35 protein-coding genes are annotated in these 23,554 nt (G+C 60.3%); 16 read left to right on the top strand and 19 right to left on the bottom strand.

Annotated features, from left to right (window positions below; all coding sequences use genetic code 11):
* Positions 1–11: 11 nt before the first annotated feature.
* Positions 12–821, bottom strand: a complete 810-nt coding sequence (locus tag ACR0LW_RS12470) for a division plane positioning ATPase MipZ (RefSeq protein WP_170454769.1) — start codon at positions 819–821, stop codon at positions 12–14.
* Between the two features lie 218 nt (positions 822–1,039).
* Between ACR0LW_RS12470 and ACR0LW_RS12465 the strand changes: the two genes are divergently transcribed.
* Positions 1,040–1,927: an AEC family transporter gene (locus tag ACR0LW_RS12465; protein WP_480882828.1), complete on the top strand. Its 888-nt coding sequence runs from the start codon at positions 1,040–1,042 to the stop codon at positions 1,925–1,927.
* A 94-nt stretch (positions 1,928–2,021) separates the two neighbouring features.
* Positions 2,022–2,393, top strand: a complete 372-nt coding sequence (locus ACR0LW_RS12460) for a VOC family protein (protein WP_170624292.1) — start codon at positions 2,022–2,024, stop codon at positions 2,391–2,393.
* Positions 2,394–2,465: 72 nt separating this feature from the next.
* Here ACR0LW_RS12460 and rpmE read toward each other — a convergent pair whose 3' ends face one another.
* Together rpmE and rplS are read right to left on the bottom strand one after the other, a co-directional pair.
* Positions 2,466–2,687 carry a 50S ribosomal protein L31 gene (gene rpmE / locus ACR0LW_RS12455; protein WP_170454763.1) on the bottom strand — a complete coding sequence of 74 codons (222 nt, stop codon included), beginning with the start codon at positions 2,685–2,687 and terminating at the stop codon, positions 2,466–2,468.
* Between the two features lie 11 nt (positions 2,688–2,698).
* Positions 2,699–3,082, bottom strand: a complete 384-nt coding sequence (gene rplS / locus ACR0LW_RS12450) for a 50S ribosomal protein L19 (protein ID WP_170328369.1) — start codon at positions 3,080–3,082, stop codon at positions 2,699–2,701.
* A gap of 373 nt (positions 3,083–3,455) precedes the next feature.
* Here rplS and ACR0LW_RS12445 point away from each other — a divergent pair, with 373 nt between their 5' ends.
* A complete protein-coding gene (locus ACR0LW_RS12445; protein ID WP_170520168.1) occupies positions 3,456–4,259 on the top strand; it encodes a glycoside hydrolase family 25 protein in 804 nt (267 codons plus the stop codon).
* On the opposite strand, the gene trmD is transcribed toward ACR0LW_RS12445, so the two are convergent.
* The 11 genes from trmD to ffh form a co-directional block, all read right to left on the bottom strand.
* Entirely contained in the window at positions 4,260–5,069 is an 810-nt protein-coding gene (gene trmD, locus ACR0LW_RS12440; protein WP_170454759.1) for a tRNA (guanosine(37)-N1)-methyltransferase TrmD, read from the bottom strand.
* Positions 5,066–5,881: a hypothetical protein gene (locus ACR0LW_RS12435; protein WP_480882827.1), complete on the bottom strand. Its 816-nt coding sequence runs from the start codon at positions 5,879–5,881 to the stop codon at positions 5,066–5,068. Before ACR0LW_RS12435 ends, trmD begins: the two co-directional genes overlap by 4 nt.
* Positions 5,881–6,384 carry a ribosome maturation factor RimM gene (gene rimM / locus ACR0LW_RS12430; protein ID WP_170737603.1) on the bottom strand — a complete coding sequence of 168 codons (504 nt, stop codon included), beginning with the start codon at positions 6,382–6,384 and terminating at the stop codon, positions 5,881–5,883. The genes ACR0LW_RS12435 and rimM overlap by 1 nt, the downstream gene beginning before the upstream one ends.
* The gene (locus ACR0LW_RS12425) at positions 6,377–6,526 is read right to left on the bottom strand and encodes a hypothetical protein (RefSeq protein ID WP_480882826.1); all 150 of its coding nucleotides are present in this window, start codon (positions 6,524–6,526) and stop codon (positions 6,377–6,379) included. The genes rimM and ACR0LW_RS12425 overlap by 8 nt, the downstream gene beginning before the upstream one ends.
* Before the next feature lie 3 nt (positions 6,527–6,529).
* Positions 6,530–7,165 carry a 5,6-dimethylbenzimidazole synthase gene (gene bluB / locus ACR0LW_RS12420; RefSeq protein ID WP_480882825.1) on the bottom strand — a complete coding sequence of 212 codons (636 nt, stop codon included), beginning with the start codon at positions 7,163–7,165 and terminating at the stop codon, positions 6,530–6,532.
* A gap of 12 nt (positions 7,166–7,177) precedes the next feature.
* Positions 7,178–7,567, bottom strand: coding sequence for a 30S ribosomal protein S16 (gene rpsP, locus ACR0LW_RS12415; protein WP_480882824.1), 390 nt, complete (start codon positions 7,565–7,567; stop codon positions 7,178–7,180).
* Positions 7,568–7,634: 67 nt separating this feature from the next.
* Positions 7,635–7,931: a chorismate mutase gene (locus ACR0LW_RS12410; protein ID WP_050605269.1), complete on the bottom strand. Its 297-nt coding sequence runs from the start codon at positions 7,929–7,931 to the stop codon at positions 7,635–7,637.
* A complete protein-coding gene (locus ACR0LW_RS12405) occupies positions 7,928–8,467 on the bottom strand; it encodes a GNAT family N-acetyltransferase (protein WP_480882823.1) in 540 nt (179 codons plus the stop codon). The genes ACR0LW_RS12410 and ACR0LW_RS12405 overlap by 4 nt, the downstream gene beginning before the upstream one ends.
* Positions 8,464–9,084, bottom strand: coding sequence for a GNAT family N-acetyltransferase (locus ACR0LW_RS12400; protein ID WP_480882822.1), 621 nt, complete (start codon positions 9,082–9,084; stop codon positions 8,464–8,466). The genes ACR0LW_RS12405 and ACR0LW_RS12400 overlap by 4 nt, the downstream gene beginning before the upstream one ends.
* The gene (locus ACR0LW_RS12395; RefSeq protein ID WP_480882821.1) at positions 9,081–9,617 is read right to left on the bottom strand and encodes a GNAT family N-acetyltransferase; all 537 of its coding nucleotides are present in this window, start codon (positions 9,615–9,617) and stop codon (positions 9,081–9,083) included. Before ACR0LW_RS12395 ends, ACR0LW_RS12400 begins: the two co-directional genes overlap by 4 nt.
* Complete coding sequence (gene ffh, locus ACR0LW_RS12390) at positions 9,618–11,126, bottom strand: signal recognition particle protein (protein ID WP_480882820.1); 1,509 nt, start codon at positions 11,124–11,126, stop codon at positions 9,618–9,620.
* A 304-nt stretch (positions 11,127–11,430) separates the two neighbouring features.
* On the opposite strand from ffh, the gene ACR0LW_RS12385 reads away from it, so the two are divergent.
* The gene (locus ACR0LW_RS12385; protein ID WP_480882819.1) at positions 11,431–12,318 is read left to right on the top strand and encodes a sulfotransferase domain-containing protein; all 888 of its coding nucleotides are present in this window, start codon (positions 11,431–11,433) and stop codon (positions 12,316–12,318) included.
* Positions 12,319–12,321: 3 nt separating this feature from the next.
* On the opposite strand, the gene ACR0LW_RS12380 is transcribed toward ACR0LW_RS12385, so the two are convergent.
* Positions 12,322–12,840, bottom strand: coding sequence for a hypothetical protein (locus tag ACR0LW_RS12380; protein WP_480882818.1), 519 nt, complete (start codon positions 12,838–12,840; stop codon positions 12,322–12,324).
* Between the two features lie 88 nt (positions 12,841–12,928).
* Between ACR0LW_RS12380 and ACR0LW_RS12375 the strand changes: the two genes are divergently transcribed.
* Complete coding sequence (locus ACR0LW_RS12375) at positions 12,929–13,459, top strand: prolyl-tRNA synthetase associated domain-containing protein (protein WP_480882817.1); 531 nt, start codon at positions 12,929–12,931, stop codon at positions 13,457–13,459.
* Between the two features lie 71 nt (positions 13,460–13,530).
* Here ACR0LW_RS12375 and ACR0LW_RS12370 read toward each other — a convergent pair whose 3' ends face one another.
* Together ACR0LW_RS12370 and ACR0LW_RS12365 are read right to left on the bottom strand one after the other, a co-directional pair.
* Positions 13,531–14,274 (bottom strand): aspartate/glutamate racemase family protein, encoded by a 744-nt coding sequence (locus tag ACR0LW_RS12370; RefSeq protein WP_480882816.1) that lies wholly within the window; start codon positions 14,272–14,274, stop codon positions 13,531–13,533.
* Between the two features lie 72 nt (positions 14,275–14,346).
* Positions 14,347–14,928, bottom strand: coding sequence for an NAD(P)H-dependent oxidoreductase (locus tag ACR0LW_RS12365; RefSeq protein ID WP_170454733.1), 582 nt, complete (start codon positions 14,926–14,928; stop codon positions 14,347–14,349).
* A 119-nt stretch (positions 14,929–15,047) separates the two neighbouring features.
* Between ACR0LW_RS12365 and ACR0LW_RS12360 the strand changes: the two genes are divergently transcribed.
* From ACR0LW_RS12360 to ACR0LW_RS12345, 4 genes are all read left to right on the top strand, one after another.
* A complete protein-coding gene (locus ACR0LW_RS12360; RefSeq protein WP_170454731.1) occupies positions 15,048–15,926 on the top strand; it encodes a LysR family transcriptional regulator in 879 nt (292 codons plus the stop codon).
* Positions 15,923–16,837, top strand: coding sequence for a DMT family transporter (locus ACR0LW_RS12355; RefSeq protein WP_480585301.1), 915 nt, complete (start codon positions 15,923–15,925; stop codon positions 16,835–16,837). Before ACR0LW_RS12360 ends, ACR0LW_RS12355 begins: the two co-directional genes overlap by 4 nt.
* A 64-nt stretch (positions 16,838–16,901) precedes the next feature.
* Entirely contained in the window at positions 16,902–17,174 is a 273-nt protein-coding gene (locus ACR0LW_RS12350) for a hypothetical protein (protein ID WP_480781572.1), read from the top strand.
* Positions 17,175–17,287: 113 nt separating this feature from the next.
* Positions 17,288–17,701 carry a universal stress protein gene (locus ACR0LW_RS12345; protein ID WP_480781571.1) on the top strand — a complete coding sequence of 138 codons (414 nt, stop codon included), beginning with the start codon at positions 17,288–17,290 and terminating at the stop codon, positions 17,699–17,701.
* Here the strand turns inward: ACR0LW_RS12345 and ACR0LW_RS12340 are convergent.
* Positions 17,694–18,044, bottom strand: coding sequence for a metalloregulator ArsR/SmtB family transcription factor (locus ACR0LW_RS12340; protein WP_170520223.1), 351 nt, complete (start codon positions 18,042–18,044; stop codon positions 17,694–17,696). The two genes, ACR0LW_RS12345 and ACR0LW_RS12340, sit on opposite strands and share 8 nt — an antisense overlap.
* 232 nt (positions 18,045–18,276) lie before the next feature.
* Between ACR0LW_RS12340 and ACR0LW_RS12335 the strand changes: the two genes are divergently transcribed.
* From ACR0LW_RS12335 to ACR0LW_RS12315, 5 genes are all read left to right on the top strand, one after another.
* A complete protein-coding gene (locus ACR0LW_RS12335; protein WP_480882815.1) occupies positions 18,277–18,609 on the top strand; it encodes an AtpZ/AtpI family protein in 333 nt (110 codons plus the stop codon).
* 2 nt (positions 18,610–18,611) lie between these two features.
* The gene (locus ACR0LW_RS12330; RefSeq protein ID WP_170454719.1) at positions 18,612–19,370 is read left to right on the top strand and encodes a F0F1 ATP synthase subunit A; all 759 of its coding nucleotides are present in this window, start codon (positions 18,612–18,614) and stop codon (positions 19,368–19,370) included.
* 76 nt (positions 19,371–19,446) lie between these two features.
* Complete coding sequence (locus tag ACR0LW_RS12325) at positions 19,447–19,671, top strand: F0F1 ATP synthase subunit C (RefSeq protein ID WP_005981269.1); 225 nt, start codon at positions 19,447–19,449, stop codon at positions 19,669–19,671.
* 86 nt (positions 19,672–19,757) lie between these two features.
* Positions 19,758–20,309, top strand: coding sequence for a F0F1 ATP synthase subunit B' (locus ACR0LW_RS12320; protein ID WP_170454717.1), 552 nt, complete (start codon positions 19,758–19,760; stop codon positions 20,307–20,309).
* 5 nt (positions 20,310–20,314) lie between these two features.
* Complete coding sequence (locus tag ACR0LW_RS12315) at positions 20,315–20,875, top strand: F0F1 ATP synthase subunit B (protein WP_480882814.1); 561 nt, start codon at positions 20,315–20,317, stop codon at positions 20,873–20,875.
* 80 nt (positions 20,876–20,955) lie between these two features.
* Here ACR0LW_RS12315 and ACR0LW_RS12310 read toward each other — a convergent pair whose 3' ends face one another.
* Positions 20,956–21,726, bottom strand: a complete 771-nt coding sequence (locus ACR0LW_RS12310; protein ID WP_480882813.1) for a FadR/GntR family transcriptional regulator — start codon at positions 21,724–21,726, stop codon at positions 20,956–20,958.
* A gap of 150 nt (positions 21,727–21,876) precedes the next feature.
* Between ACR0LW_RS12310 and ACR0LW_RS12305 the strand changes: the two genes are divergently transcribed.
* Entirely contained in the window at positions 21,877–23,076 is a 1,200-nt protein-coding gene (locus ACR0LW_RS12305; protein ID WP_480882812.1) for an aminotransferase-like domain-containing protein, read from the top strand.
* 42 nt (positions 23,077–23,118) lie between these two features.
* Positions 23,119–23,514, top strand: coding sequence for a hypothetical protein (locus ACR0LW_RS12300; RefSeq protein ID WP_480882811.1), 396 nt, complete (start codon positions 23,119–23,121; stop codon positions 23,512–23,514).
* The last annotated feature ends 40 nt before the right edge of the window (positions 23,515–23,554 follow it).

The raw sequence follows: 23,554 nt of genomic DNA, 5'->3' as shown, positions 1-23,554 counted from the left end.
AAGCGCCGATTTTAGAAATCGATCTCAACGCCGGGCAGGTTCAATTCGCGCATCATGTCGCGCAATTCCTGCCGGGCCGCGATGTTCGAGATGTTCAGCTGTTTCACTCCGATATCCTTGAGGTCCAGCAGCGTCAGGCCGCGCGGAAACAACTCGCGAAAGATAACCCGTTCGGAAAAGCCCGACGCGACGCGGAAGCCGATGCGCTGCGATAGCATCTCGATCGCGCGCTGCATCTTTTCCTTGTTGACCATGCGCTGGGTGCCGACCCGGTTGCGCACAACCACCCAGTCGATGGGCTTTAACCCGGCCTGCGCCCGCAATTGTCGCGCGTTCCAGACCATCTCGGAATAGACCGACGGGCCAAGGATTTTCTCACCCTTGGAATCGATCCGCGCCAGCAGGTCGAAGTCGATGAAACTGTCGTTCAGCGGTGTGATCAGCGTATCGGCCAGCGAATGCGCCACCTGGCTGAGGCGGGTGTGAGAGCCGGGGCAGTCGATCAAGATGAAATCGCTGTCGCTTTCCAGTTCAGCAACGGCGGCAGACAGGCGGTGGTCATAGATATTCTCACCGGGCTTCAGCGTGCTGGCGTCGATCTCGGGCAGGTCGTGATGGCGCGGGCTGGGCAGCGCGAATTCGGCACCGTTCAAAAAGTTTCCGCGGTTCTCGAAATAGCGGCCAAGGCTGCGCTGGCGAAGGTCCAGGTCCAATGTGCTGACCTTGTGCCCCAGCCGTGCCAGCGCCGTTGCAACATGCATCGACACGGTCGATTTGCCTGCGCCGCCCTTTTCGTTTCCGACAACGATTATATGTGCCATGCTTGTCGTCCCAAGTCTTGCCGTGTTTGTCCACACGTTGTTGAGAGCCACTATATGTTGTGTCTGCGGGGAAGAAAAGAACCTCAGGCCGTGGTTTGGGCCTTTATCAGGCTCTAATTTGGAAAACACTGATCTGTTCGCGGGTTAGGTCGGATTGCTTGCCAAACACGCCGGCCCGATTCACTGTCTGTTTAGAGGCCGGGCAAGAGGAGCGCGGGTTGGAGCACCTGTTTCTGAACGTTTTCAACGTGGTTTTGCCTGTGCTGATTTGCGCCGGGATCGGCTATGGGCTGGCGCTGACCAACGCCCCGTTCGACAACAAGGTGATCGGCGGGATCGTCTCGAAGGTCGGGTACCCGACGCTGATCATCTCGCACCTGACGGCCATCAAGCTGGATGTGGGGACGTTTCTGGACATGATGAGCGCCGCCGCGCTGGCCGTGGCCGGGTTTGGCGTTCTGGGGTTTCTCGCGCTCAGGGCGTTGCGCCTGCCAGTGCGGGCATTCCTGACGCCGTTGATGCACGGGAACGTGGGCAATATCGGTCTGCCGATCACTCTGCTGGCGCTGGGGGATGCAGGCATGGCCTACACGATGGCCTTCGTCGTCGTGGTGCTGATCAGCATCTTCACCGTCGGCATGTGGATCCCCGCCGGAGAATTCTCGCCCAGAAAACTCGCGACCTCGCCGATTATCTACGCCGTTGCGGCATCGCTGATACTGATGGCAACAGGGGCCAGCCTGCCGCAGCCGGTTGCAAAGTCCTTTGATATTCTGGGCGGCCTGTCGATCCCGCTGATGCTGCTGACATTGGGTCACACGCTGGCAACCCTGCGGATCACCAGCCTTGGACGCGCGGTTCTGCTGACCGGTCTGCATCTGGTGATGGCTGTGGGCATCGCCAGCGCGTTGGTCTGGCTGTTCGGCTTCACCGGGGCCGAACGCGGAGCGTTGATCCTGTGCTGCCTGATGCCGTCATCCGTGGCGACCTATCTGTTCATTGACCAGCATGTGCCTGAATACGGGCCGGACGTGGCCGGGTTTATTCTGGTGTCGACCTTGGCGACCATCTTCGTTCTGCCGCTTGCCTTGTCCTATTGGCTGTAAGCTCTGGCCGTTCTCGGTTTCGTGACTTGTATACCTCGGTCACCTGACAGACGATGCCCGGAGATTCCCCATCAAACATAAAAGGGTTCCGCATATGATCGGATACGTCACCATCGGTGTTTCCAACCTGGACAACGCCAAGCAGTTCTACACGTCGCTGTTTGCAGACAAAGACGCGCAAGTCCTGATCGATGCGGGCCGCATCGCTTTTATCGGCAACGATCCCACTGCACCGATGCTTGCCGTGTGCGAGCCTTATGATGGTAATGAGTGCGCCTCGGGCAATGGCAACATGGTGTCCTTTCCGGCGGACAACAAAGAGGCAGTCTCAACTATGTATGAAAAGGCAATCAGCCTGGGTGCAACGGATGAGGGTGAACCGGGCCAGCGTGTGCCGGATCGCTTTTATGGGGCCTATGTGCGCGATCCCGATGGCAATAAACTATGTTTCTATGTCTTTGGGTAAAGACTTGAAGCACCGCAAACAAAAAAAGGCCGCCCCAAACGGGCGGCCTTTCGCATTCGGTAAAGGTAAGGCTTAGAAGCCCAGACCTTCGTATTTCTTCTTGAACTTCGACACGCGGCCACCGGTGTCCATCAGGCGCGACGAGCCGCCGGTCCATGCGGGGTGCGAAGAAGGATCGATTTCCAGAGCCAGCTGGTCGCCCTCGGCGCCCCAGGTGGATTTCATCTGAACCACGGTGCCATCGGTCATTTTGACGTTGATGACGTGATAATCGGGATGGATGTCTTTTTTCATCTTTCCGCTCCTTACGCCTCGGCGCCAGCCTTGGGCTTGTAGTTGGTAACCTCTGCGATACGCGCGGATTTACCACGGCGCGAGCGCAGGTAGTACAGTTTGGCGCGACGGACGCGGCCACGGCGGACAACGGTGATGCTGTCGATGTTGGTCGAGTGCAGCGGGAACACACGCTCCACGCCTTCGCCAAACGAGATTTTGCGAACGGTGAACGAACCGGCGATGCCGCTGCCACCTTTGCGCGCGATGCAGACGCCTTCGTAGTTCTGCACACGGGTACGCGACCCTTCGGTCACTTTAAAGCCGACACGGATGGTGTCTCCGGCTTTGAAATCGGGGATGTCTTTCCCCAGGGCGGCAATCTGTTCCGCCTCAAGCTGTGCGATCAGGTCCATCGCAGTTACTCCTATCTGCTCGTGGTTGGTCCACGAAGTTTGGGCACGGCCTGAGAGCTCTTGGTCTTCACCGGGTCCTGCTGTGCAGCCCGCCAGAGGTCAGATCGAATGTTCCTTTGGTCCGGTCCGCCCTGTCGCGCCGGGGCTGAAGAAAGCCGGGCGTCACGTCAGGATGCAAACCAAAACACCGGAGTCGCTGTTCGCGGCACCGGATTGCGCTGCTTTAGGGGGTTTGGGGGCAGGGATCAAGCCTAAATTGCAGGCGTCACCGGTGAGAATTCGCCACTTTGCAACTGCGCCGTTGCCTTGGCCCACGGTTCGGGCATTCTGAGGTCAATTGAAAGAGCAGATTTAACAAAATCAGGACAGGGCTATGCGGGTTTCCGTCTTATTGGCACTATTGGGCGTTGCGTTGATGTCGTGCGGGCGGCAAGGGCCGCCCCCGCAGGTGGTCGAGCCAACGCCGGGCGTGGATCGAACGGCCCCATCGGTGATCTACCCGGATTTCGGCGACGCCGATCCCCATGACTGGGAAGGGCGGCATCCCGGGCTGTATCCGGTGCACGGGCTTGACGTCTCGCGCTGGCAAGGCCCTATCGACTGGAGGCAGGCCAAGGCGTCGGGTGTCAGTTTTGTTTTCATGAAGGCAACCGAGGGTGGCGATGTCTTCGACCCAATGTTCGACGACCACCGGCGTGGCGCGCAGGCGGCGGGTGTGCCGTGGGGGGCGTATCACTATTACTACTTCTGCCGTTCTGCGCGGGAACAGGCGCGCTGGTTTATCGAAAACGTACCCAAAGGCGCGGACCTGCCGCATGTGCTGGACATGGAATGGACGCCGCATTCCAGAACCTGCACCCTGCGCCCCGATGGCGCGACCGTTCGGGCCGAGGCACAGCGCTTTCTGGATATCCTCGAACGACACTATGGCCGCAGACCCATCGTCTATACGACGGTGGATTTCTACGACGACACCAATATCGGCCGCCTGCCAAAGACCGAGTTCTGGTTAAGGTCCGTCGCCGGGCATCCCAGCAAGGTCTATCCGCGCTCGGTCTGGCGTTTCTGGCAGTATACGGGCACGGGTCTGGTGCCCGGCGTTCAGGGTCGGGTCGACATCAACGTCTTTCACGGAACGCCCGAGACCTGGGCGCTGTGGAAAGCCGCGACGCCGTAGTTAGCTGCGATCTTTGTCCTGCGAGTCCAGATATTCCTGCCAGATATCCGGGCGTCTTTCGCGGGTGATCTGTTCCGCCATTTGATGCCGCCAGTCCGCGATGCGACCATGGTGGCCGGACATCAGAACATCCGGGATCGGACGGCCATTCCAGTCCGACGGACGGGTGTATTGCGGATGCTCCAACAGGCCGGAGGAAAAGCTTTCCTCTTCCGTCGAGGCCTGATTGCCCAGAACGCCGGGGATCAGGCGCACGGTAGCGTCGATCAGGGCCTGCGCGGCAATCTCACCACCGGTCATCACGAAATCGCCCAGAGACACTTCCTGAACGCCGTAATGTTCTAGCACACGCTCGTCCACACCTTCGAACCGACCACACAGCAGGGTCATCCCGTCGCATCGCGCAAAGGTCTGCATCATGCGCTGATCCATTCGACGCCCGCGTGGGCTGAGATAGATCAGCGGCCAGTTGCCGCGAATGCCTGACATCGTGTGCTCGATTGCCGGGCCCAGCACGTCGGCGCGCAGTACCATGCCCGCGCCACCGCCTGCAGGTGTGTCATCGACATTGCGATGCTTGCCAATGCCGAACTGGCGCAAATCCACAGTTTCCAGCTGCCACAACCCCTCTTGCAGGGCTTTGCCGGTCAGGCTTTCGCCAAGAACGCCGGGAAAGGCTGAGGGGAACAGCGTGATGATCTTGGCTTTCCATACGCCGTGCAGATCCGGCGTGGGTGTCATCAGCTCTCGCGGTTTCAATGTCGGGCGGATGGCCTTGCGGCCGTGGGATTTCTTGGGTGTGTCGGTCATGTCTGGCCAGCCAATGCGGTCCGTGCGCTGCGAATAAGGGCCTTCTTCTGCGCGATCAGCGCGGTGTCGTCCAGCGGGGATCGGTTTAGCGTCAGCAATTCGGACAGCACGTCATGGGGCAGGCCCGCGTTGGATTTTGTGGGCGGCACCAGCTTTGACGTCTTGTCATGAGGCAGGTTCAGAAAGTCTGCAAAGGGCGTGCCGGGGCCGAACCGGGTGTCCTGCAGGTCTTCCAGCCACCGTGTCTGAACGGTCACCTCTGGCAGTCTCTCCTGAATTCTGTCTGCGACGGTTGGCAGGCCGGGAAGGTGATCAAGCGCTTCGCAGAACGCATCGAAATCCTGAACAAGCCGCCTGCGTTGCAGGTCATGCGCCCAAAGGCTGCGCAGCCATCCGGTTTTTTCACGAAGCGACAGGTAAACGATGACGTCCACCTTGTCCCCCACCAACCGGCGGCGAATTGCGCTGACCAATGTGGCCGCAAGTTCGGGCGTGGCCGCATATCCTTCGGCGCTGTTTCTGCTGGGGCGCAGACCGGCGAAGTTCTCGTCGCTCAGCACAAGGCCGCGCCGCGTTCCGAAATCGATGTCGCCCAGAAATGCGTTCAACTGGTTGCCGAACGTGGCCAGCGTATCGTCCAGCCGATAGACTGAATGTCGCGTGGCCGCCGCCGCCAAGCCCGACTTGCGTGTCTTGTAGGGCAGCAGCAGCGAATAGTGCGGCCAGATCAGCGAGCGATTTTCGTAAAGAAAGGATTGCGCGGCGGTGGTGCCGGTCTTGTGCAAGCCAAGATGCAGCAGGACGCGCCGCATCAGATCAGTCCTTCGGGCGGGTCCGCGACGATGCGGCCTTTGTCCAGATCAACCGTTGGCACGGCTTCAAGCGTGAATGGCAGCAGAACGGTGGATTTCAGGCCCGGACCATGCAGTTCCAGAAGATCCGCAGCACCGTGGTTCTGAACGGATTTCACCCGACCCAACAGGGTGCCGCCAGTGTCATAGACCTCAAGCCCGATCAGGTCGGCATGGTAAAACTCGTCATCCGGAAGCGAGGGCAGTTGATCGCGCCGCGCGAAAAGGCGCAGGCCCTTCAACTCGTCAGCCTGTTCCTTGGTCTCGACGCCACCCAAACGGGCAGCAAAGCCGTTCTTGATCGTGCGGGTCAGGACCAGAGGATAACGGTTCTTGCCGGCTTCGTCGGTCAGGGGCGAATATGCCTCGATATCCGCAGGCTCGGCGCAATAGCTTTTCAGCCGAACTTCGCCGCGCACGCCGTATGATCCTGCAATGCTGCCGACGCAGATTAGGTCACTCATTGCTCACACCCGTCGTTACACATAGCCCGTTCTTCCACTGCCCAAGCCCGTCGCAGGCCTCGCGTTGATTGCTGCGTTCAAAGAACACGCCGACAATAAAGGCGATCAGCAGCAGGATGGGAAGGCGTAACAGACCGAACATTGCTTATCGTACCTCGATGGGAAACGCGTCGTCGCGACTTTCCCAACCCACACGTTCCAGTTCTGGCGTGTCGGACAATTCTTCCGGCCAGCCGACACAAAAATAGCCGATCAGACGCCAATCTTCGGGCACGTCCAGATCACGCGCCATCCGGTCGGGATCAAGGATCGAGACCCAGCCCAGCCCCAGCCCCTCGGCCCGCAAGGCCAGCCAGAACAAAGTGACGGCGGACACGACGGAATAACGCCGCATCTCGGGCATAGAACCGGCACCCAGCCCAAGCCCTTTGTCCGTTGAATCGTCGCAGAAAACGGCCAGCTGAACTGGGGCCTCTTGCATCCCCGACAGTTTCAACTGGCTATAAAGTTGGGCTTTTTCGCCTGAATATCCATCCAACGCCTGCGCGTTCGCAGCGTGGAAATTCTCAAGCGCCGCATTGCGTGCGCCCTGGCTTTCGACGCGGATCACGCGCCAGGGTTCGCTGAGCCCCACCGAGGGGGCCAGACGAAACGCGTCGAGGCAGCGCGTCAGCACTGCCTCGTCTACCGCGTCGGTGCGGAACCGGCGCACATCGCGCCGGAGCCGCATCAACAGATCGAACTGCGTGCGAAAATCATCGGTGAAAGTCTGATCCCGCACGAGCCCGCCTGCTTATTCTTCTGCTGCCGCTTCTTCAGCAGGTGCAGCAGCCGTTTCGGCAGCTTCAGCAGCCTTGGCCGCTTTTTCTTCGGCGCGTTCCTGAGCTTTCTTGCCCGGGGTACCCTTGTTGGGGTTGTTGCGCTCGGCCTTGTCACGGGTGCCGGCTGCTTCCAGCATACGTGCGATACGGTCGGTGGGCTGTGCGCCCTGATCCAGCCAGTACTGGATGCGCTCCATGTTCATTTTTACGCGCTCTTCGCTGTCTTTGGGCAGCAGCGGGTTGTAGGTGCCCAGTTTCTCGATGAAACGGCCGTCGCGCGGCATGCGGCTGTCGGCAGCCACGATGCGGTAGAAGGGACGCTTTTTCGAGCCGCCGCGGGCGAGACGAATTTTCATTGCCATGGTGGTATCTCCTTTGAATGGCATCACGCCAAAGGCGTGTCTTTTGTTGAGCCGGCGCAGATGCCGGTTAGTTTTGATGTTTCTTATGGTGTCGGATGACTTCCTGAATGATGAAATTCAGAAAAGCCTTGGCGAAGTCGGGGTCCAGATCGGCCTCTTTCGCCAGGTCTTCGAGCCGTGCGATCTGCGCTGCCTCGCGCGAGGGATCGGACGGGGGAAGGTCGTGTTCGGCCTTGAGCTTGCCAACGGCCTGCGTGTGCTTGAACCGCTCGCCCAGCGTGTAGACAAGGATCGCGTCCAGCCGGTCGATGCTTTCGCGATGCTCTTTCAACAGCGTGGCAGCCTGTGTCACGGGGTTGGTCATTGGCCGGTCCTTTCGGTGGTCAAGTCAATCTGCGGGTGGCGCCAGATCTGGGCGCGTTTGCCCAATAGCTCGGCGTTTTCAATCTCCAGCGTCGCACCAAGCCGTTCGGCCAGCGCGCGCGAGCGGTCATTGGCATGGGCGATATAGCTGATCACGCCGTTCAGCCCCTGATGCCGCGCCGCATAATCGCGCGCAGCCGATGCGGCCTCGAACCCCAGCCCTTTGCCCTCTGCTTCGGCCATCAGGGTCCAGCCCAGCTCGGGCTCGGCCCAGCCGGGTACGTCGATCATACCGGCCCAGCCCACAAATGCGCCGCTGGTCTTCTCGGTCAGGTGCCATAGGCCAAAGCCCTTCAGCGCCCAGTGCCCCAAGCGGTTGGCCAGAGAATTCCAGCTTTCAAGCGCATCCTTGGGGCCGCCAACCATATGACTGCGCTCGGTTGCGAAGAACGTGGTCATCGCGGGCAAATCGTCCAAATGCGGCGCGCGCAGGATCAGGCGCTGGGTTTCAACGGTGGGGATGGTGAATGAGGTCATGCGTAGGCCTCCATCCCGCCGTCGCCATCGGTGGCGAGGTGGCGATACACCAAGGTCACACCGTCCTCTTCAACGATCTCGCGTTCCACAAAAGCGCCAAGCCGGTCTGCCAGACGTTGAGAGCGTTCATTCCCTTTGACGATAAAGCTCGCCAAAGTGTCCCAGCCGAGTTGCTCAAACGCAAAGCCACGCGCGGCGCTTGCAGCCTCAAACGCATAGCCGTGGCCCTCGCCTTCCTCGGTGAAGATGAAACCAAGCTCTGGCTCTGGGTCTTCCGGCTCGAAGCCGAGAACGACAAAGCCCAGCAGTTGACCGCCTGCCTTCGCTTCAACCGACCAAAGGCCATGGCCACGCAGCGACCAGATGGCGACCATCTGAGCGAAATCATACCACGCATCCTCGCGCGACATGACTGTCAGGTACCGCGCGCGCGGGCTGGCCACGATCAGGTACCGCGCGCGCGGGCTGGCCACGATCCGGGCATAGGTGTCGAAATCCGACAATTGCGGCGCGCGCAGAACCAGACGCTCGGTTTCGAGCGTCGGAATTGCGCCCGCCACGCGAGACGCCAGCTCAGCCCCTTGCGCATTGGGCGCGGCTTCAAATCGGAAGGTCATGCGTAGGCCTCCGATCCGTATTGCCGCTCATCCGGGTGCGGGTGGCGATAGACGACATCTTCGGGGTCCGGGCGCGCTGCGCTTGGGTCTTCACTTGCCCCAAGCCGCTTGGCCAGCGCGATTGAACGGGTGTTAGGCGCATCGATATAGCTGACCAAAGACGTCAGCCCGGCATTCTCAAACGCCCAGTCACGCGCGGCGCAGGCCGCTTCGAATGCATAGCCCTTGCCTTCAAATCCGGGGAAAATACACCAGCCGATTTCGGTTTCCGGGAAATTCGGAGGTTTGTTGATTCCGACCTGCCCAATGAATTCACCGGTTTCCGTCAGATCGACCGCCCACGCGCCAAACCCGAGAAACTGCCAACTGGCCACGTCCGAGCCCAGCATCGACCACAGGTCCTGGGCCGAGTACGGGCCGTCCATGTACTTGGCCCAATCCGTCGCAAACAGCGCGGCCATCGGCTCGAAATCCTCAAGCCGGTGGTGGCGCAATGTCAGGCGCGCAGTGGATATGGTGGGCGCAAGGGTCACTTACTTTTTCTTCCCGAACCCACTCAGACCCGAGGGCAGACCCATGCCGCCGCCCAGTCCGGGCAGGCCGCCAGGCATCTTGCCGCCCATCGCCTTGGCCGCCTGTTCCAGCGCCTTGGGGTCCATACCTGCGGCCATATCCTCGGGCGAGGGGCCGCCTTTGCCGAACATGCCTTTCATGGCCTGTTTCAGCATCTTGCCTTTGCCCATCTTGCCCATCTTCTTCATCATGTCCGACATCTGCCGGTGCATCTTGAGCAGCTTGTTGAGGTCGCTGACCTCCATCCCCGAACCCGCTGCAATCCGTTTCTTACGGCTGGCTTGCAGCAGCTGAGGGTTGGCGCGTTCGCGTTTGGTCATCGACTGGATCATCGCGATCTGCTGGCGCAGGATCTTGTCGCCCAGACCGGCCTGATCCATCTGTTTCGCCATTTTGCCCATGCCCGGCATCATGCCCATCATGCCCTGCATGCCGCCCATCTGGATCATCTGTTCCAGCTGCATCTTCAGGTCGTTCATGTTGAACTGACCCTTGACCATGCGCTTCATCATGCGCTCGGTCTGTTCCATCTCCATCGTTTCCTGGGCCTTTTCGACCAGGGCCACGATGTCGCCCATGCCCAGAATACGTCCTGCGATCCGGTCCGGCTCGAAAGTTTCGAGCGCGTCCATCTTCTCGCCCAGACCGACGAAACGGATCGGCTTGCCGGTGACCGCGCGCATCGACAGCGCCGCACCACCGCGACCGTCACCGTCCATCCGGGTCAGGACCACGCCCGAGATACCGACCTTGGCGTCGAACTCCTCGGCCACTTCAACGGCGACCTGACCGGTCAGGCCGTCGACCACCAGCAGAGTCTCGCGCGGGTCGACCACGTTGCGAACCTGCTCGACCTCGTCCATCAGGACTTCGTCAATGTGCAGACGACCCGCGGTGTCGAGCATGTAGACGTCATACCCACCAAGCGTCGCCTGCTGCTTTGCTCGTTTGGCGATATCTACCGGAGATTGGCCCGGCACGATCGGCAGCGTATCCACACCGACCTGCGTGCCCAGCACCGCCAGCTGATCCATCGCCGCCGGGCGATAGACGTCGAGCGAGGCCATCAGGACCTTCTTGCCCTCTTTTTCTTTCAGGCGCTTTGCCAGCTTACCGGTTGTGGTGGTCTTGCCCGAGCCCTGCAGACCGACCATCAGGATCGGGGCGGGCGGGTTGTCGATCTTGAGCTTGCCGGGGTCTTCTTCGCCGCGCAGGGTATCGACCAGCGCGTCATGCACGATCTTGACGACCTGCTGGCCGGGGGTGATCGACTTGGTCACCGCCTGACCGGTTGCCTGTTCCTGCACCTTCTTGACGAAGGCGCGGGCCACCGGCAGCGAGACGTCAGCCTCAAGCAACGCAACGCGAACCTCGCGCAGGGCGGTCTTGACGTCTTCTTCGGACAGGGCGCCCTGTTTGGTCAGCCGGTCAAAGACGCCAGAGAGGCGTTCGGATAGATTTTCAAACATGCCTTCGGCCTCCTGTGCCGGTTGTCTCTTGGCGTGTCCTAAATAGGATGCGCCGGTTAAATGCACAAACGCCCCCTCCCACAGAATTATACGTGGGGGTAATGCCAAATGGCATTGCCCCCACGGGCGAAACTCGCTGGTGGGGGGCGATCCCTGAACGACTCAAGGGACCGGAAGGATGGTTTCTTCCGGATGTTTGCGCGTCGTCTACGCGCCCGAAGGCACCGAGTCAAGACAGGCGCTTTGTATGGAACCCCCTGTGGTGTAGCGTCGGCAAGCAGGATGCAAAGGTCGGAGGGTGAAGGTGAGCGGTACATTTCCACAGCGGACCACCGACTACGCGGGTCCGGTGACAAATACGGATATCTGGCCCGAATTCCGGATACGCCCTGACGATCTGTTTGTCTGCACGCCGCCCAAATGCGGAACCACCTGGACGCAGACACTGGTGCGAATGCTGATTACCGAACAGGCCGATCCGTCGATCTATGACAACAAGGTCTCGCCCTGGCTGGATTGCGCTTTTCGCGACCGGGTCGCGCAGGCCAATTCACTGGAGGTTCAGGATCACAGGCGCTGCATCAAGACGCATACACCGTTGGATGGCATCACCTATTCGCCGGATGCCCAGTATCTGGTGGTTCATCGTCATCCGGTCGATGTGCATTTCTCGCTGCGTAGCCATGTCGAGAACATGACCGAAGACTGGCTGGACTATCTGTTTCCCGACGACCTGTCCGAAGCGTTTGCGATGTTTCTGGACCGCCCGGCCTCGACCAAAGGGACCGATGATCTGACGCTGGCCTCGTTCGTGCATCACTTCCGGTCTTTCTGGGATTATCGCGACCTGCCCAACATTCATTTCCTGCACTATGCCGAGCTAAGCCGCGACTTGCCGGGGCAGGTCAGGCGATTGGCCGGGATCATGGGAATGGACATCGACGACCGCATGGTGGACGGGATTGCCCAGGCGGGAAGTTTCGGGTCGATGAAAGACAATGCCAGACGCCTGTCCCAGACGCCGGGGTTTACCAGCGGCTTTCGCGATTTCGCGCAGTTTTTCTCGTCAGGCACCAGCAACAAGTGGGAAGGTAAGCTGACCGAGGCCGAGATGGCGCGATATGACGCCCGGATGGCCGGCATGGTCACCCCGGCTGAGCGGATGTGGCTGGAACATGGTCGGGCCGTGTAACCCTCAGGCCTGTTCCCGATCTGGTTTCTGATCGCCAGCGGGCAGCCAATCGTTGATCGCATCCACCAATCCGTGCGCCCCGCGTCCGCTTGAGAATGCCTCGACGATGGGATGCCGCCCTGCGCTCATGCCTTGGTCAAGTATCAGGACCGGGCGGTAGAGGGTCGACGATTCTTTGGTGCTTCGCGACACCGAGCTTTCGATCTCGGCATGGGACAGGTCTGACAGCGTATGCTCGACCGCGTCATAGCCAAAGACCGACTGCCTGCGGACCACGATGCTGCCCTTGTTGCGGTCCAGTATGACCTGAACGCGCCGGACGAAGGTGCAGAACGCGCCGAACCCCAATCCTCCTCCAAAGAGTGCAAAGAAAAGACCGAACAGAATGCCCTCGCCGCCTTCGCTGACCATGAACAGACCTGCTCCGACAAAGGCGAGGATGAAGAAGACCAGCGTGATGCCGATGAACCAGGGCGTGTATGTCAGGATCAATTGGTCCGGGGTATTGCGCGACACTTTCATGGCGGCACGCTAACACTGAATTCTGGCACTGTCGTGGCTTGAATTTCCATCTTTGTTGCGCGATGAGCGCGTCAGACAGGAGGTCACGATGGACGCATCATCCGCTTTTCAGGACACGCTGCCGCTCAGTTCCGACGCCTTGTTGGCGCAACTGGACGATTGGGGGCTGGTTTACCGGCTGCACACTCATCCTCCGCTGCGCACGGTCGAAGAGTCGAAGGCCGTCGAGGATCAGTTCATGGTGCCCGGAGAGAACGCGCTGCGCCTTAAGAACCTGTATCTGCGCGACAAGAAAAAGCGGAACTATCTGGTGACGCTGGAACAAAGCCGCGAGATCGATCTGAAGGCATTGGGGGCAGAGCTGGGTGTGGGCAACCTGTCGTTCGGCTCGGCGGATCGGTTGTTGCAGAACCTTGGTATCCGGCCCGGCGCGGTCAGCCCGCTGGCCATGATCAACGGGGTGCAGAATGATCTGCGCTTTTTCATGGATGCCGCTGCACAGCAGGCCGATGTGATCTACATGCATCCGCTGGTCAATGATCGGACGGTTGCGATGTCGCGGGATGATCTGATGGCGTTTTTCGAAAAGATCGGCTGTCAGGTGACGTGGCTGCCCTGACTGAACGCGCGCCTTTCAGGCGCACGTGCCTCCGGCGGAGGTATTTTTGAACAGAAGAAGGGGCGGGCGCTTTAGTCCGCGGGCAGCGCCTGTTTCAGGGCGGCGGCCACATGGGCGGCTGAGGGGTTGATGAACAGATGCCCGTCTGCCTCGAATACCGGGTCGTCCAGGTGGTTGGGGAAGGCCAGCGGCAGTTCGGTGCAGGCCAGCAGAATAGCGGTGCCGGGTGTTGCGTGGCGGTTGCAGAAGGCCAGCAAACGGGCGTGCGCGGTCCCGGACGCGCCGCCATAAAAATCGCTGTCGATCATGGCCTGCATCTCGTCGACGTCCGGATCCGGCAGTCGGACGTTTGCGGTGACGCCTTCGACCGCCAGCCTTTCGGCATAGTTGGTCGCTTGCATGGTCACGGTTGTTCCCAGCACCAGCGCATGTGATGCGCCGGTTTTTGCGGTGGCTTCGGCAGTGGCATCGAAGATGCTGAGGATGGGCATCGAAACACCCTGACGGATCGCGTGCAGGCGGGCATGGGGCGTGTTCGACGCAATGATGCCGAAATCACACCCTGCGTTTTCAAGGGTCAGCAGCGCGTCGCGGAAGACCGCGTCGAACTCTGCCCAGCTTTCTTCGTTTCCGGCCACACCGCGCAGAGCCCGTGTTCTGGCTTGCATCACCGACTCGATCGTCATCGGCGGTACGGGCAGGGGCGAGCCGTGGCCGCGCGCGGCAAAATATCGGCCCGCCCCTTCGGCGATGGCTCTGTAGTAGTCGACGGTCGAGGCCCAGCCGACTCCGCCCAGAATTCCGATCTTTTTCATGATTGAATGTCCAACCCGCAAAATACCTGTTTTGCAGATTGGACATTTCTGGTCGCGAAGACCAGTGCCGGTTTAGGCGGCCAGTTCGGATACGGCCTTATGCGCATTCTGCACTGATGCGTCAGGGTCGATGGCCAATTGGTCCGCGGCGACGACATCCACATCGTGAATTCCGATAAAGCCCAGAACATGCTTTGCGTAGCCGGACGCGTAGTCGATCTCGGACCCCACGGCGGTGCCGCCCGAGGCGATGGCCAGCACGGCACGTTTGCCTTCCAGCAGTCCCTTGGGGCCGTTTTCGGTATAGGAAAAGGTCAGACCCACGCGGGCAACCAGGTCGATCCACGCCTTGAACGCGGCGGGTACCGAAAAGTTGTAGATCGGCAGGCCAATGACGATTGTGTCGGCCTGCTGAAGCTCGTTCACAAGCTCGTCCGACAGGGCCAGTTGATCCCGTTGAACCGCGTCGCGCTGATCTGCCGGGGTAAAGTTCGCGGCAATCCAGTCTTCGGTCAGCAGCGGCAGGGGCGAGGCCAGATCACGGCGAATGATGCGCCCGGCGCCCAGATGTTTGACGACACGGTCTGACAGATCACGTGTTGCCGATCCGGTGCGGCGGGCCGAGGCGTCGATGTGGAGAATGGTTTTGGTCATTTCTGCAGTCCTTCGATCAGGGGTGATGTGGTCTGGGCTCAATATGATTGTTGCGCTGGCGAACAAAAGTCGGATACATCAACAGTATCTGTTAGAAATTGCACAAAGATAGCTTTGCCATGGATAATTGGGATGAAGTGAGAACCGCATATCAGGTCGCGCGGATGGGAACCGTCAGCGGCGCGGCCGAGGTTTTGGGCGTGCACCATGCAACCGTGATCCGCCATATCGACGCGATCGAGGCGCGGTTGGGTGTGAAACTGTTCCAGCGTCACGCGCGGGGATATACGCCAACCGAAGCGGGTGAAGATCTTTTGCGCGTGGCGCAGGCGACCGAGGATCAGTTCAACCAGCTTGTGGGTCGGATGAAGGGCCGGGGCGACGATGTCTCGGGCGAGTTGGTGGTGACCTCGCTGGCGTCGCTGGTACCGTTGGTTGTGCCCACGCTCAGCGAGTTCCAAAAGGCCCACCCAGGGTTGATCGTGCGCTATCTGACCGGGGACCGCCTGTTTCGCCTTGAATATGGCGAGGCGCATGTTGCCATCCGTGCCGGGTCAGCGCCGGATCAGCCGGACAATGTTGTGCAGCCCTTCGTGACACAGGACGTGGGCTTGTTTGCCAGCAAGGATTACGTCGCCCGTCGGGGCAAGCCGCAAAGTGTCGAGGATTTCCCCAAGCACGCCTTTGTTGGAAATGATGACGAAAACAGCCGCGCGCCGTTTTCGCAATGGCTGCGGGCCAACGCCCCGGCCGAGGCGCTGACATTCCGGTGCTCGAACAACTTCACCGTGGCCGAGGCCGTTCGGGCCGGGGCCGGGATCGGGTTCATGGCCCGATGGGAGGCTGCCAGATACCCGGACCTTGAGGAAGTGATGGACAGCCTGCCCGAATGGTCCGGCAAACTGTGGCTGGTCACCCATGTCGATCTGCATCGCACGACCAAGGTGCAGGCGTTCCTGTCCTTCCTGAAGGAACAGTCGCGGACCTGGCTGCCATGACGCCGCACGCCCGTGGCCATCTGGCCATGTTGTGCTTTTCGGCGCTGGTGGCAGGCAGCTTCTCGCTGGGGTCGATGATCGCGAATGAGATCGCCCCAGCCGCTTTGAACGCGGTGCGCTTTGCGATTGCGGCGGTGGTAATTGGGATTGCTGCCTATGCCACGACCGGTGTGCCACGTTCCGCCGCGCAGGCCCCGTGGCGCTATTTGGTTCTGGGCGGTCTGTTCGCCACCTATTTTGTCCTGATGTTCTACGGCCTGCAGACCGCTCCGCCGGTCAGTGCTGCCGCCGTGTTCACGCTGACGCCGGTTGTCTCGGCCATTGCGGGGTGGGTGTTGCTGAGGCAGGTCACAACCCCGCGGATGGCTTTGGCCCTGTCCGTCGGGGCGGTCGGCGCATTGTGGGTGATTTTTCGCGCCGACTGGCAGTTGTTCCGGGCCTTCCAGATCGGGGTGGGTGAGGTCATCTATTTCGTGGGCTGCGTCGCCCACGCAATCTATACGCCCATGGTCCGCAAGCTGAACCGGGGCGAACCGGCGGTGGTGTTCACCTTTGGCACCCTGCTGGCCGGGTGCGTCCTGCTGACGGCCTTCGGCTGGTCAGATATTATCAGCACCAATTGGTTCAGCCTGCCGGGCATCGTCTGGATCGGGCTGCTGTACCTGTCCTTCTTTGCAACGGCAGCCAGCTTCGTTCTGGTCCAGTTTGCGGCGCTGAAGCTGCCCTCGGCCAAAGTCATGGCGTATACCTATTTGGTGCCCAGTTGGGTCATCCTGTGGGAGATTGCGTTGGGCAACGGTGTGCCGACCGGGCTGATCGTGTTGGGCATTGCCCTGACAATTCTGGCCCTTCTCTTGCTGCTGAAAGAGGAAATCCCCGAGCCGGCATCCCTTCGGCGCAGTGCAGATTGACGCTTGTGTTCCCATCAGCTTCTGGCAGCATCCCACCGGCCAAAACGAAAACGAGGGCAGGGGAATGAAGCCAATTCTAACGGGCGCGGTTTTGATCGCACTGGGCGCGTGTGCGCAAAACAACTTGCAGGGCTCCGGCAACGAGACATCGCTGCAAGCCAGTTGCGAGGCGCTGGTCTCTGCCGAAAGCGGCACACGTATTGAAGACGTCAAGGCGCTGGAAACGCAGCCCGACCCACGGGGCTCCGTCACAGCGGTTACTGTTGCCGGGCAAAGCCGCCCATGGACGTGTTCGGCGGACCCAACAGGCGTCATTTACAGCGTCATACCCGGCTGATTGCGGTTCGGCTGTGTTGTTCGCCAAGGGGGCGAACAGCCCCTCCGTTGAGGCAGATCAAGGCTGAAACGGGGCATGTCTTCTATACTTTCCACAAGGAAGAGGAGGACGAAATGTTCAATCACATCATGATCCCCGTCGATCTTCACTTGCCGCCCGAAGTGCAAAAAGCCGTTGCTGTGGCGGGTGAGATGGCCAAATGGCAAAACGCACGTGTGACCCTGGTCAGCGTGACCGGAACCCAACCCGGTGATGTCACCGCATCGGACGCCTCTATCGCCAAGGACCTTGCGGCTTTGGCTGATGACCTGTCGGCCAAGAGCGGCGCAGAGGTCGGCACTAAGAACATCCATTCAGTCGATGTTGCGGTCGAAGTTGATGGGGATCTGACGCGTGCAGCCGAAGAAATTGGCGCCGATCTGATCGTTGTGGGTACACACGCGCCTCGGATCACGGACTATATCTTCTCAAGCCATGCCGGGTATCTGGCGAAACACGCCAAAGTGTCCGTGTTTGTCGTCAGGTAGGCGAGTCATCCGCGCCATCCGTCGCGGGCAGTTCGACCTCAAGAAACCGCTCGAACGCGTCCAGGTTCACCGGCTCGAACTGTCCGAAGCCCTGCATCCAGACCGAGGCCGTCCGCAAGGCGTCGGGCTCCAGCTTGCACCACTTCACCCGCCCGCGCTTTTCCTGAGAGATCAGCCCGGCCTTGGTCAGAATGACCAGGTGTTTCGAGATCGCGGCCAGCGACATCTCGAACGGTTCGGCCACGTCTGTGACGGCCATATCATCCTCAAGCAACATCGCAAGGATGGTGCGCCGGGTCGGGTCGGCCAGGGCGGCGAATACGGTGTCAAGGTCGTCGGACATGATCCCGCTGAACCACAGCGCCGGAGTTTGGTCAACCATTTGGTTGAATATGTGGATTCAGGGTGATTTCGGATTGCCCACCCTTTGACCTGCGATTTACCTGCACCTCCCCAGCAAAAATACCGAATGAAAACAGGCGTTTATCCTGCGGCAATTCGGGCGCTCAACACCGTTGACTCTGTGCCCTGCGCCCCTTAGCACCTAGCCCCAAGACTGTGCGAGGAAAACGTCCGTGACCGATGACGACCAAAAGCAGCGTATGGCGCAGCTGGAGGCCAAGATCGACGCGGCGAAAAAGGCGAAAGCGCCAAAGCCTCGTGCGGATGCTGACGTGTCCGGGGGCGAGCTTGCCTGGAGGATGGTCATCGAAATGGTATCCGGTCTGGGGATCGGATTTGGCATCGGATACGGGCTGGACAGCCTGTTCGGGACGATCCCGATCTTTCTGGTGCTGTTCACATTGCTGGGCCTTGTCTCGGGCGTGAAGGTTATGCTCCGCAGCGCGAAAGAGGTTCAAGAGAAACAAGCGGCGGCTGAGGCGGCCGAGAAGGACGAGAGGGACTGAACGTGGCAACTGAGACCACCGCAGCAGAAGGCAGCAGCCTGGTTTTCCACCCGATGGATCAGTTCATCGTTAAGCCGTTGTTCGGTGACGGTGCGGTGGGCATGTTCACGATCACCAACGTGACGCTGTGGCTGTTCCTTGCGATCGTGGCCATCATTCTGCTGCTGATCGTGCCGACCTCGAAGCGCGCGATTGTTCCGACCCGGATGCAGTCGGTCGCAGAACTGGCCTATGGCTTCATCTACAAGATGCTGGAAGACATCTGCGGCAAGGAAGGCGTCAAGTACTTCCCCTATGTCATGACCCTGTTCATGTTCATCGTCTGCGCGAACTTCCTGGGCATGATCCCCATGTCCTTCACCACAACGTCGCATTTCGCCGTGACCATCCCGCTGGCGCTGTCGGTCTTCCTGACCGTGACCGTGCTGGGCTTTGTCAAGAACGGCGCAGGCTTCCTGAGCCTGTTCTGGGTGTCCAGCGCGCCGCTGGCGCTGCGTCCCATTCTGGCGATCATCGAGCTGATCTCGTACTTCGTGCGCCCGGTCAGCCACTCCATTCGTCTTGCCGGTAACGTCATGGCAGGCCACGCTGTTATCAAGGTGTTCGCAGGCTTTGCCGCGATCGCCGCGATCTCGCCCGTGTCCGTTCTGGCGATTACCGCAATGTATGGCCTTGAGGTCCTCGTATCCTTCATCCAGGCCTACGTTTTCACCATTCTGACCTGTGTTTACCTGAAGGACGCTCTGCATCCGCATCACTAAAGATGGGTGAAATCACCCATCCTACGCAGGAACGATAACCCAACATCGAAACTTCCAATTCGTAAGGAGATACATCATGGAAGGCGATCTCGCACACATCGGCGCAGGCCTGGCAGCAATCGGTTCCGGCGCAGCCGCAATCGGGGTGGGCAACGTTGCAGGCAACTTCCTGGCCGGCGCCCTGCGCAACCCTTCGGCGGCTGCTTCGCAGACCGCAACCCTGTTCATCGGTATCGCGTTCGCAGAAGCCCTGGGGATCTTCGCATTCCTGGTCTCGCTGCTGCTGATGTTCGCCGTATAATCTGCGGAACCTGATCCTTACGCGCAGGTGGGCCCAAGCCATAGCGGCCCACCTGTTGTAAAGACAAGTTTCCGACGGAGGATATCATGGCGACTGAACCCATTACTAAAGAGGTAGCCGGCTCGTGCGTCGACTCCTATGGCTCTGCCATCGGGATGCCGCAGCTCTGCTTCGATTGGTTCCCCAACCAGATTTTCTGGCTGGTCATTACGCTGGTCGTCATCTTTCTGGTCCTGTCCCGCGTGGCCTTGCCCCGCATCGCGGCAATCCTGGCTGAACGTCAGGGGACCATTACAAATGACCTGGCTGCGGCCGAAGATCTGAAGGCCAAAGCGGTCGAGGCTGAAGAGGCCTATAACAAGGCGCTGGCCGATGCCCGTTCTGAGGCACAGCGTATCGCAGCGGAAGCCCGCGCCGAAATCCAGGCTGGTCTGGACGACGCGATTGCCAAGGCGGACGCGGAAATCGCTGCAAAGGCGGCTGAATCGGAAAAGGCAATTGCCGACATCCGTGCCGGTGCGCTGGAAAGCATTCAAGTGGTTGCCAAGGATACGGCGGCTGAACTGGTCACAGCACTGGGCGGCGAGGCGGATGCCAAAGCCATCGACGGTGCCGTTGACGCGCAGATGAAAGGATAAGTGACATGCGGAACACTCTTGCCCTTATCCTGACCTTCGGTGCCGCAAGCCCGGTGCTGGCCGCAAGCGGCCCGTTCTTCTCGCTTGGCAATACGGACTTTGTCGTCACTCTGGGCTTCATCGTCTTCATCGCGGTCCTGTTCTACTTCAAGGTCCCCGGCATGATCGGTGGCGCGTTGGACAACCGGGCCGAGGGCATCAAGTCCGAACTGGACGAAGCCCGCGCCCTGCATGAAGAAGCGCGCAGCCTGCTGGCCTCGTACGAGCGTAAGCAGCGCGAAGTGCAGACGCAGGCGGATGCCATCGTGGCTGCGGCCAAGGATGACGCGGCGCTGGCAGCAGAGCAAGCCAAGGTCGATCTGGAGAAATCCATCGCGCGCCGTCTGGTGGCCGCACAGGACCAGATCGCGTCGGCAGAAGCTTCGGCTGTGAAGGAAGTGCGCGATCAGGCCATCACTGTTGCCGTTTCGGCGGCAAACGCGGTGCTGGCCCAGCAGATGACGGCCGCTCAGGCCAACAAGCTGATCGATGCGGCCATTGCTGACGTGGGCGAAAAGCTGCACTGACAATTGCCTATCCCGAATTAAGAAAACCCGGCGCAGTCGCCGGGTTTTTTTGTTTCAGGTGCCCAAAGCGGTTGCTACGCCTAGGCTTGACCCGTCTCATGCGCCAGGCGTTGCTGTGCAATCGCCTCGTTGCGTTCGGCCTTTTGCTGATCCTTCATGCAGCGCTCGACGAAATCCAGATGCTGTTCGACCGCCAAACGGGTGGCCTCGGGATCCCGAGCTTGCAGGGCTGTGTTGATCGCGCGGTGCTGGTCCAGAATGGCCTCACGCGTGGCACGTTGCTGAAACATCATCTGACGGTTGTAGAACACGCCCTGCCGCAGCAGATCGTACATCGACCGCATCATGTGCAGCATGACAACGTTATGGCTGGCCTCAATAATGGCCATGTGAAACTCGGCGTCCAACCTGGCTTCTTCTTCGGCGGCGTTGCGGTCATGGGCCGTCTCCATCCGGTCGAAAATGGTCTGAACCACCTTGAGGTCGCTGGTGGACCCAAGCCGCGCTGCGCGCTCGGCGGCCAGCCCCTCCATATCCCGGCGGAAGGACAGATAGTCGAACACCGCCTCGTCATGGCTACTGAACAATCGTATCAGGGCCGGGGAAAAGGCCGAGCCCAAAACCTCGGCCACATAGATACCGGATCCGGCCTTTGCGGTCAGCAACCCTTGGTCCTGCAGATCGGAAATGGCATCCCGCAAAGACGGGCGCGACACGCCCATGCGGTCGGCCAGTTCCCGTTCCGACGGCAGACGCTCGCCGGGGCGCAGGATGCCGCGCAGGATGAGCAATTCGATTTGCCGGACAACTGCGCTCGACAGCTTTTCGGTCTGAACTTTTTGAAAGGGCATATACACGTCCGAAATTGGTCAAAACATATGACCACAGTGGGGGTTCGGGTTCAAGAAGGGCGGTTTCACTTTGATTGAAACATTAGGTCAGCATTGTTGACTTTAATGCTGTTCTGCATAGGCTGCCCGAATTGAGATCGGAGGAGCCTCATGACCGCGCAGACCCTATTCGCCACCCGCACGTCCAGAATGAAAGCGTCCGAGATACGGGAATTGCTGAAGCTGTTGGACCAGCCCGGCATCATCTCATTCGCTGGTGGAATCCCCGATCCGGCCCTGTTCCCGGCAGATGCGTTTTCGCAGGCGTTCCAGGCGGCGCTTGGGCCCGATACGCAGGCGCAGGCGCTGCAATACTCGGTCAGCGAAGGCTATGCGCCGCTGCGCAAGTGGCTGGTCCGCCATATGCGGGAGATCGGGGTCGAGTGCGAGGTCGACAACATCCTGATCACCTCGGGCTCGCAACAGGCGCTGGACTATCTTGGTAAGCTGTTCCTGTCGCCGGGCGATACCGCCCTGGTCGGATGGCCGACCTATCTTGGGGCTTTGGCAGCTTTCAACGCCTATGAGCCGCGCTTTAACCGGCTCAGCATCAACGGCAATCGCGGTGCCGCCGAATTTCGCGATGCTGCGGGGGATGGGGCGGTCAAGTTCGCCTATCTGTCACCGGATTTCTCGAACCCGACCGGAGAGACCGTGGATTTGCGCGGGCGCGAGGCGCTGTTGGACCTGGCCGAAGAGCTGGATTTCGCGGTGATCGAGGATGGGGCTTATCAGGCCCTGCGTTATGATGGCGAGGCTATTCCACCGGTTCTGGCGCTGGAACTTGCGCAGAAAGGAACGATTGAAAACTGCCGTACGATCTATTGCGGCAGCTTTTCGAAAACACTGTCACCGGGATTGCGGATGGGCTGGGTGGTCGCTGCCAAGCCGGTCATCTCGCAGATGGTGCTGATGAAACAGGCCGCTGATCTGCACTCGGCCACCATCAACCAGATGGCTGTGCATCAGGTGGCCGAGGCGTGTTTCGAAACCCATATCCCCAAGGTCCGCGCAACCTATCAGGCGCGGCGCGATGCGATGCTGGCCGCCTTGCAGCAGCACATGCCGGATGGTGTGGTCTGGACCCACCCGGAGGGCGGCATGTTCATCTGGGTCACGCTTCCGGTGGGCACAGACGGGTCCGACCTGCTGGCGCGTGCGTTGGCGACCGAGAAAGTGGCGTTTGTGCCCGGTCAGGCGTTCTTTCCGGACGGCAGCGGGGCCAACACCATCCGGCTGAGCTTTTCCAATTCGGATGAGGCAACGATCCGCGAGGGAATCCAAAGGTTGGGCAACGTGCTGCGGGCCTGACGCGGAAAGGATCTGTTAACCAATTTGCTGCAACCCTGCGGCATGATCCGGTATCTCGCCCTCTTACTGCTTGCGGCCTGTTCGGCTGGCACGCTCCATTTTCGCAACGTCCCTGTCACGCGCGTTGCCGTAAACGGCAGTGTGTTTGACGTGCGCGTACGCGGCGAACTGGCCGAGGCGGTCCGCGTCAACGCACAATACGCCCCACGCCTTGGCCCGATCCGGGACCATGCAGCGCTGGCCATGGCGCAGGTGTCGGGTTGCCCGATCCTGGATGTGCTGGGTGATGCGGCAGTGACGGTCGGCGTTTTGGGCTGTGATCGCGAGGCGGGGGAACGCTTGCTGCTGACCGCCATCTCGCGACCCAATTACGAATGTATCAACTATGGCGCGTCCAGCGGCTATGCCTACGAAGTGTTCGAGTGTACGCCGTATTGAAAACCCCGATTATTTACGTAATTCGGCAAGATATTGTGGA

Source organism: Ruegeria sp. N4, from assembly GCF_056531425.1.
This window is presented reverse-complemented; position numbering and strand designations above follow the sequence as displayed.

Bases quoted from the DNA above. Each gene is read 5' to 3' on its own strand.
- ACR0LW_RS12460 (WP_170624292.1), top strand. From the start codon at position 2,022: ATGATCGGATACGTCACCATCGGTGTTTCCAACCTGGACAACGCCAAG.
- rimM (WP_170737603.1), bottom strand. From the start codon at position 6,384: ATGAGTGACCTAATCTGCGTCGGCAGCATTGCAGGATCATACGGCGTG.
- ACR0LW_RS12310 (WP_480882813.1), bottom strand. From the start codon at position 21,726: ATGCCCTTTCAAAAAGTTCAGACCGAAAAGCTGTCGAGCGCAGTTGTC.
- ACR0LW_RS12345 (WP_480781571.1), top strand. From the start codon at position 17,288: ATGTTCAATCACATCATGATCCCCGTCGATCTTCACTTGCCGCCCGAA.
- trmD (WP_170454759.1), bottom strand. From the start codon at position 5,069: ATGACCGACACACCCAAGAAATCCCACGGCCGCAAGGCCATCCGCCCG.
- ACR0LW_RS12325 (WP_005981269.1), top strand. From the start codon at position 19,447: ATGGAAGGCGATCTCGCACACATCGGCGCAGGCCTGGCAGCAATCGGT.
- ACR0LW_RS12305 (WP_480882812.1), top strand. From the start codon at position 21,877: ATGACCGCGCAGACCCTATTCGCCACCCGCACGTCCAGAATGAAAGCG.
- ACR0LW_RS12445 (WP_170520168.1), top strand. From the start codon at position 3,456: ATGCGGGTTTCCGTCTTATTGGCACTATTGGGCGTTGCGTTGATGTCG.
- ACR0LW_RS12365 (WP_170454733.1), bottom strand. From the start codon at position 14,928: ATGACCAAAACCATTCTCCACATCGACGCCTCGGCCCGCCGCACCGGA.
- ACR0LW_RS12380 (WP_480882818.1), bottom strand. From the start codon at position 12,840: ATGAAAGTGTCGCGCAATACCCCGGACCAATTGATCCTGACATACACG.
- ACR0LW_RS12470 (WP_170454769.1), bottom strand. From the start codon at position 821: ATGGCACATATAATCGTTGTCGGAAACGAAAAGGGCGGCGCAGGCAAA.
- ACR0LW_RS12410 (WP_050605269.1), bottom strand. From the start codon at position 7,931: ATGACCAACCCCGTGACACAGGCTGCCACGCTGTTGAAAGAGCATCGC.
- ACR0LW_RS12400 (WP_480882822.1), bottom strand. From the start codon at position 9,084: ATGACCTTCCGATTTGAAGCCGCGCCCAATGCGCAAGGGGCTGAGCTG.
- ACR0LW_RS12320 (WP_170454717.1), top strand. From the start codon at position 19,758: ATGGCGACTGAACCCATTACTAAAGAGGTAGCCGGCTCGTGCGTCGAC.
- ACR0LW_RS12435 (WP_480882827.1), bottom strand. From the start codon at position 5,881: ATGCGGCGCGTCCTGCTGCATCTTGGCTTGCACAAGACCGGCACCACC.
- rpmE (WP_170454763.1), bottom strand. From the start codon at position 2,687: ATGAAAAAAGACATCCATCCCGATTATCACGTCATCAACGTCAAAATG.
- ACR0LW_RS12355 (WP_480585301.1), top strand. From the start codon at position 15,923: ATGACGCCGCACGCCCGTGGCCATCTGGCCATGTTGTGCTTTTCGGCG.
- ffh (WP_480882820.1), bottom strand. From the start codon at position 11,126: ATGTTTGAAAATCTATCCGAACGCCTCTCTGGCGTCTTTGACCGGCTG.
- ACR0LW_RS12370 (WP_480882816.1), bottom strand. From the start codon at position 14,274: ATGAAAAAGATCGGAATTCTGGGCGGAGTCGGCTGGGCCTCGACCGTC.
- ACR0LW_RS12405 (WP_480882823.1), bottom strand. From the start codon at position 8,467: ATGACCTCATTCACCATCCCCACCGTTGAAACCCAGCGCCTGATCCTG.
- ACR0LW_RS12315 (WP_480882814.1), top strand. From the start codon at position 20,315: ATGCGGAACACTCTTGCCCTTATCCTGACCTTCGGTGCCGCAAGCCCG.
- rpsP (WP_480882824.1), bottom strand. From the start codon at position 7,567: ATGGCAATGAAAATTCGTCTCGCCCGCGGCGGCTCGAAAAAGCGTCCC.
- ACR0LW_RS12340 (WP_170520223.1), bottom strand. From the start codon at position 18,044: ATGTCCGACGACCTTGACACCGTATTCGCCGCCCTGGCCGACCCGACC.
- ACR0LW_RS12350 (WP_480781572.1), top strand. From the start codon at position 16,902: ATGAAGCCAATTCTAACGGGCGCGGTTTTGATCGCACTGGGCGCGTGT.
- rplS (WP_170328369.1), bottom strand. From the start codon at position 3,082: ATGGACCTGATCGCACAGCTTGAGGCGGAACAGATTGCCGCCCTGGGG.
- ACR0LW_RS12300 (WP_480882811.1), top strand. From the start codon at position 23,119: ATGATCCGGTATCTCGCCCTCTTACTGCTTGCGGCCTGTTCGGCTGGC.
- ACR0LW_RS12425 (WP_480882826.1), bottom strand. From the start codon at position 6,526: ATGTTCGGTCTGTTACGCCTTCCCATCCTGCTGCTGATCGCCTTTATT.
- ACR0LW_RS12375 (WP_480882817.1), top strand. From the start codon at position 12,929: ATGGACGCATCATCCGCTTTTCAGGACACGCTGCCGCTCAGTTCCGAC.
- ACR0LW_RS12360 (WP_170454731.1), top strand. From the start codon at position 15,048: ATGGATAATTGGGATGAAGTGAGAACCGCATATCAGGTCGCGCGGATG.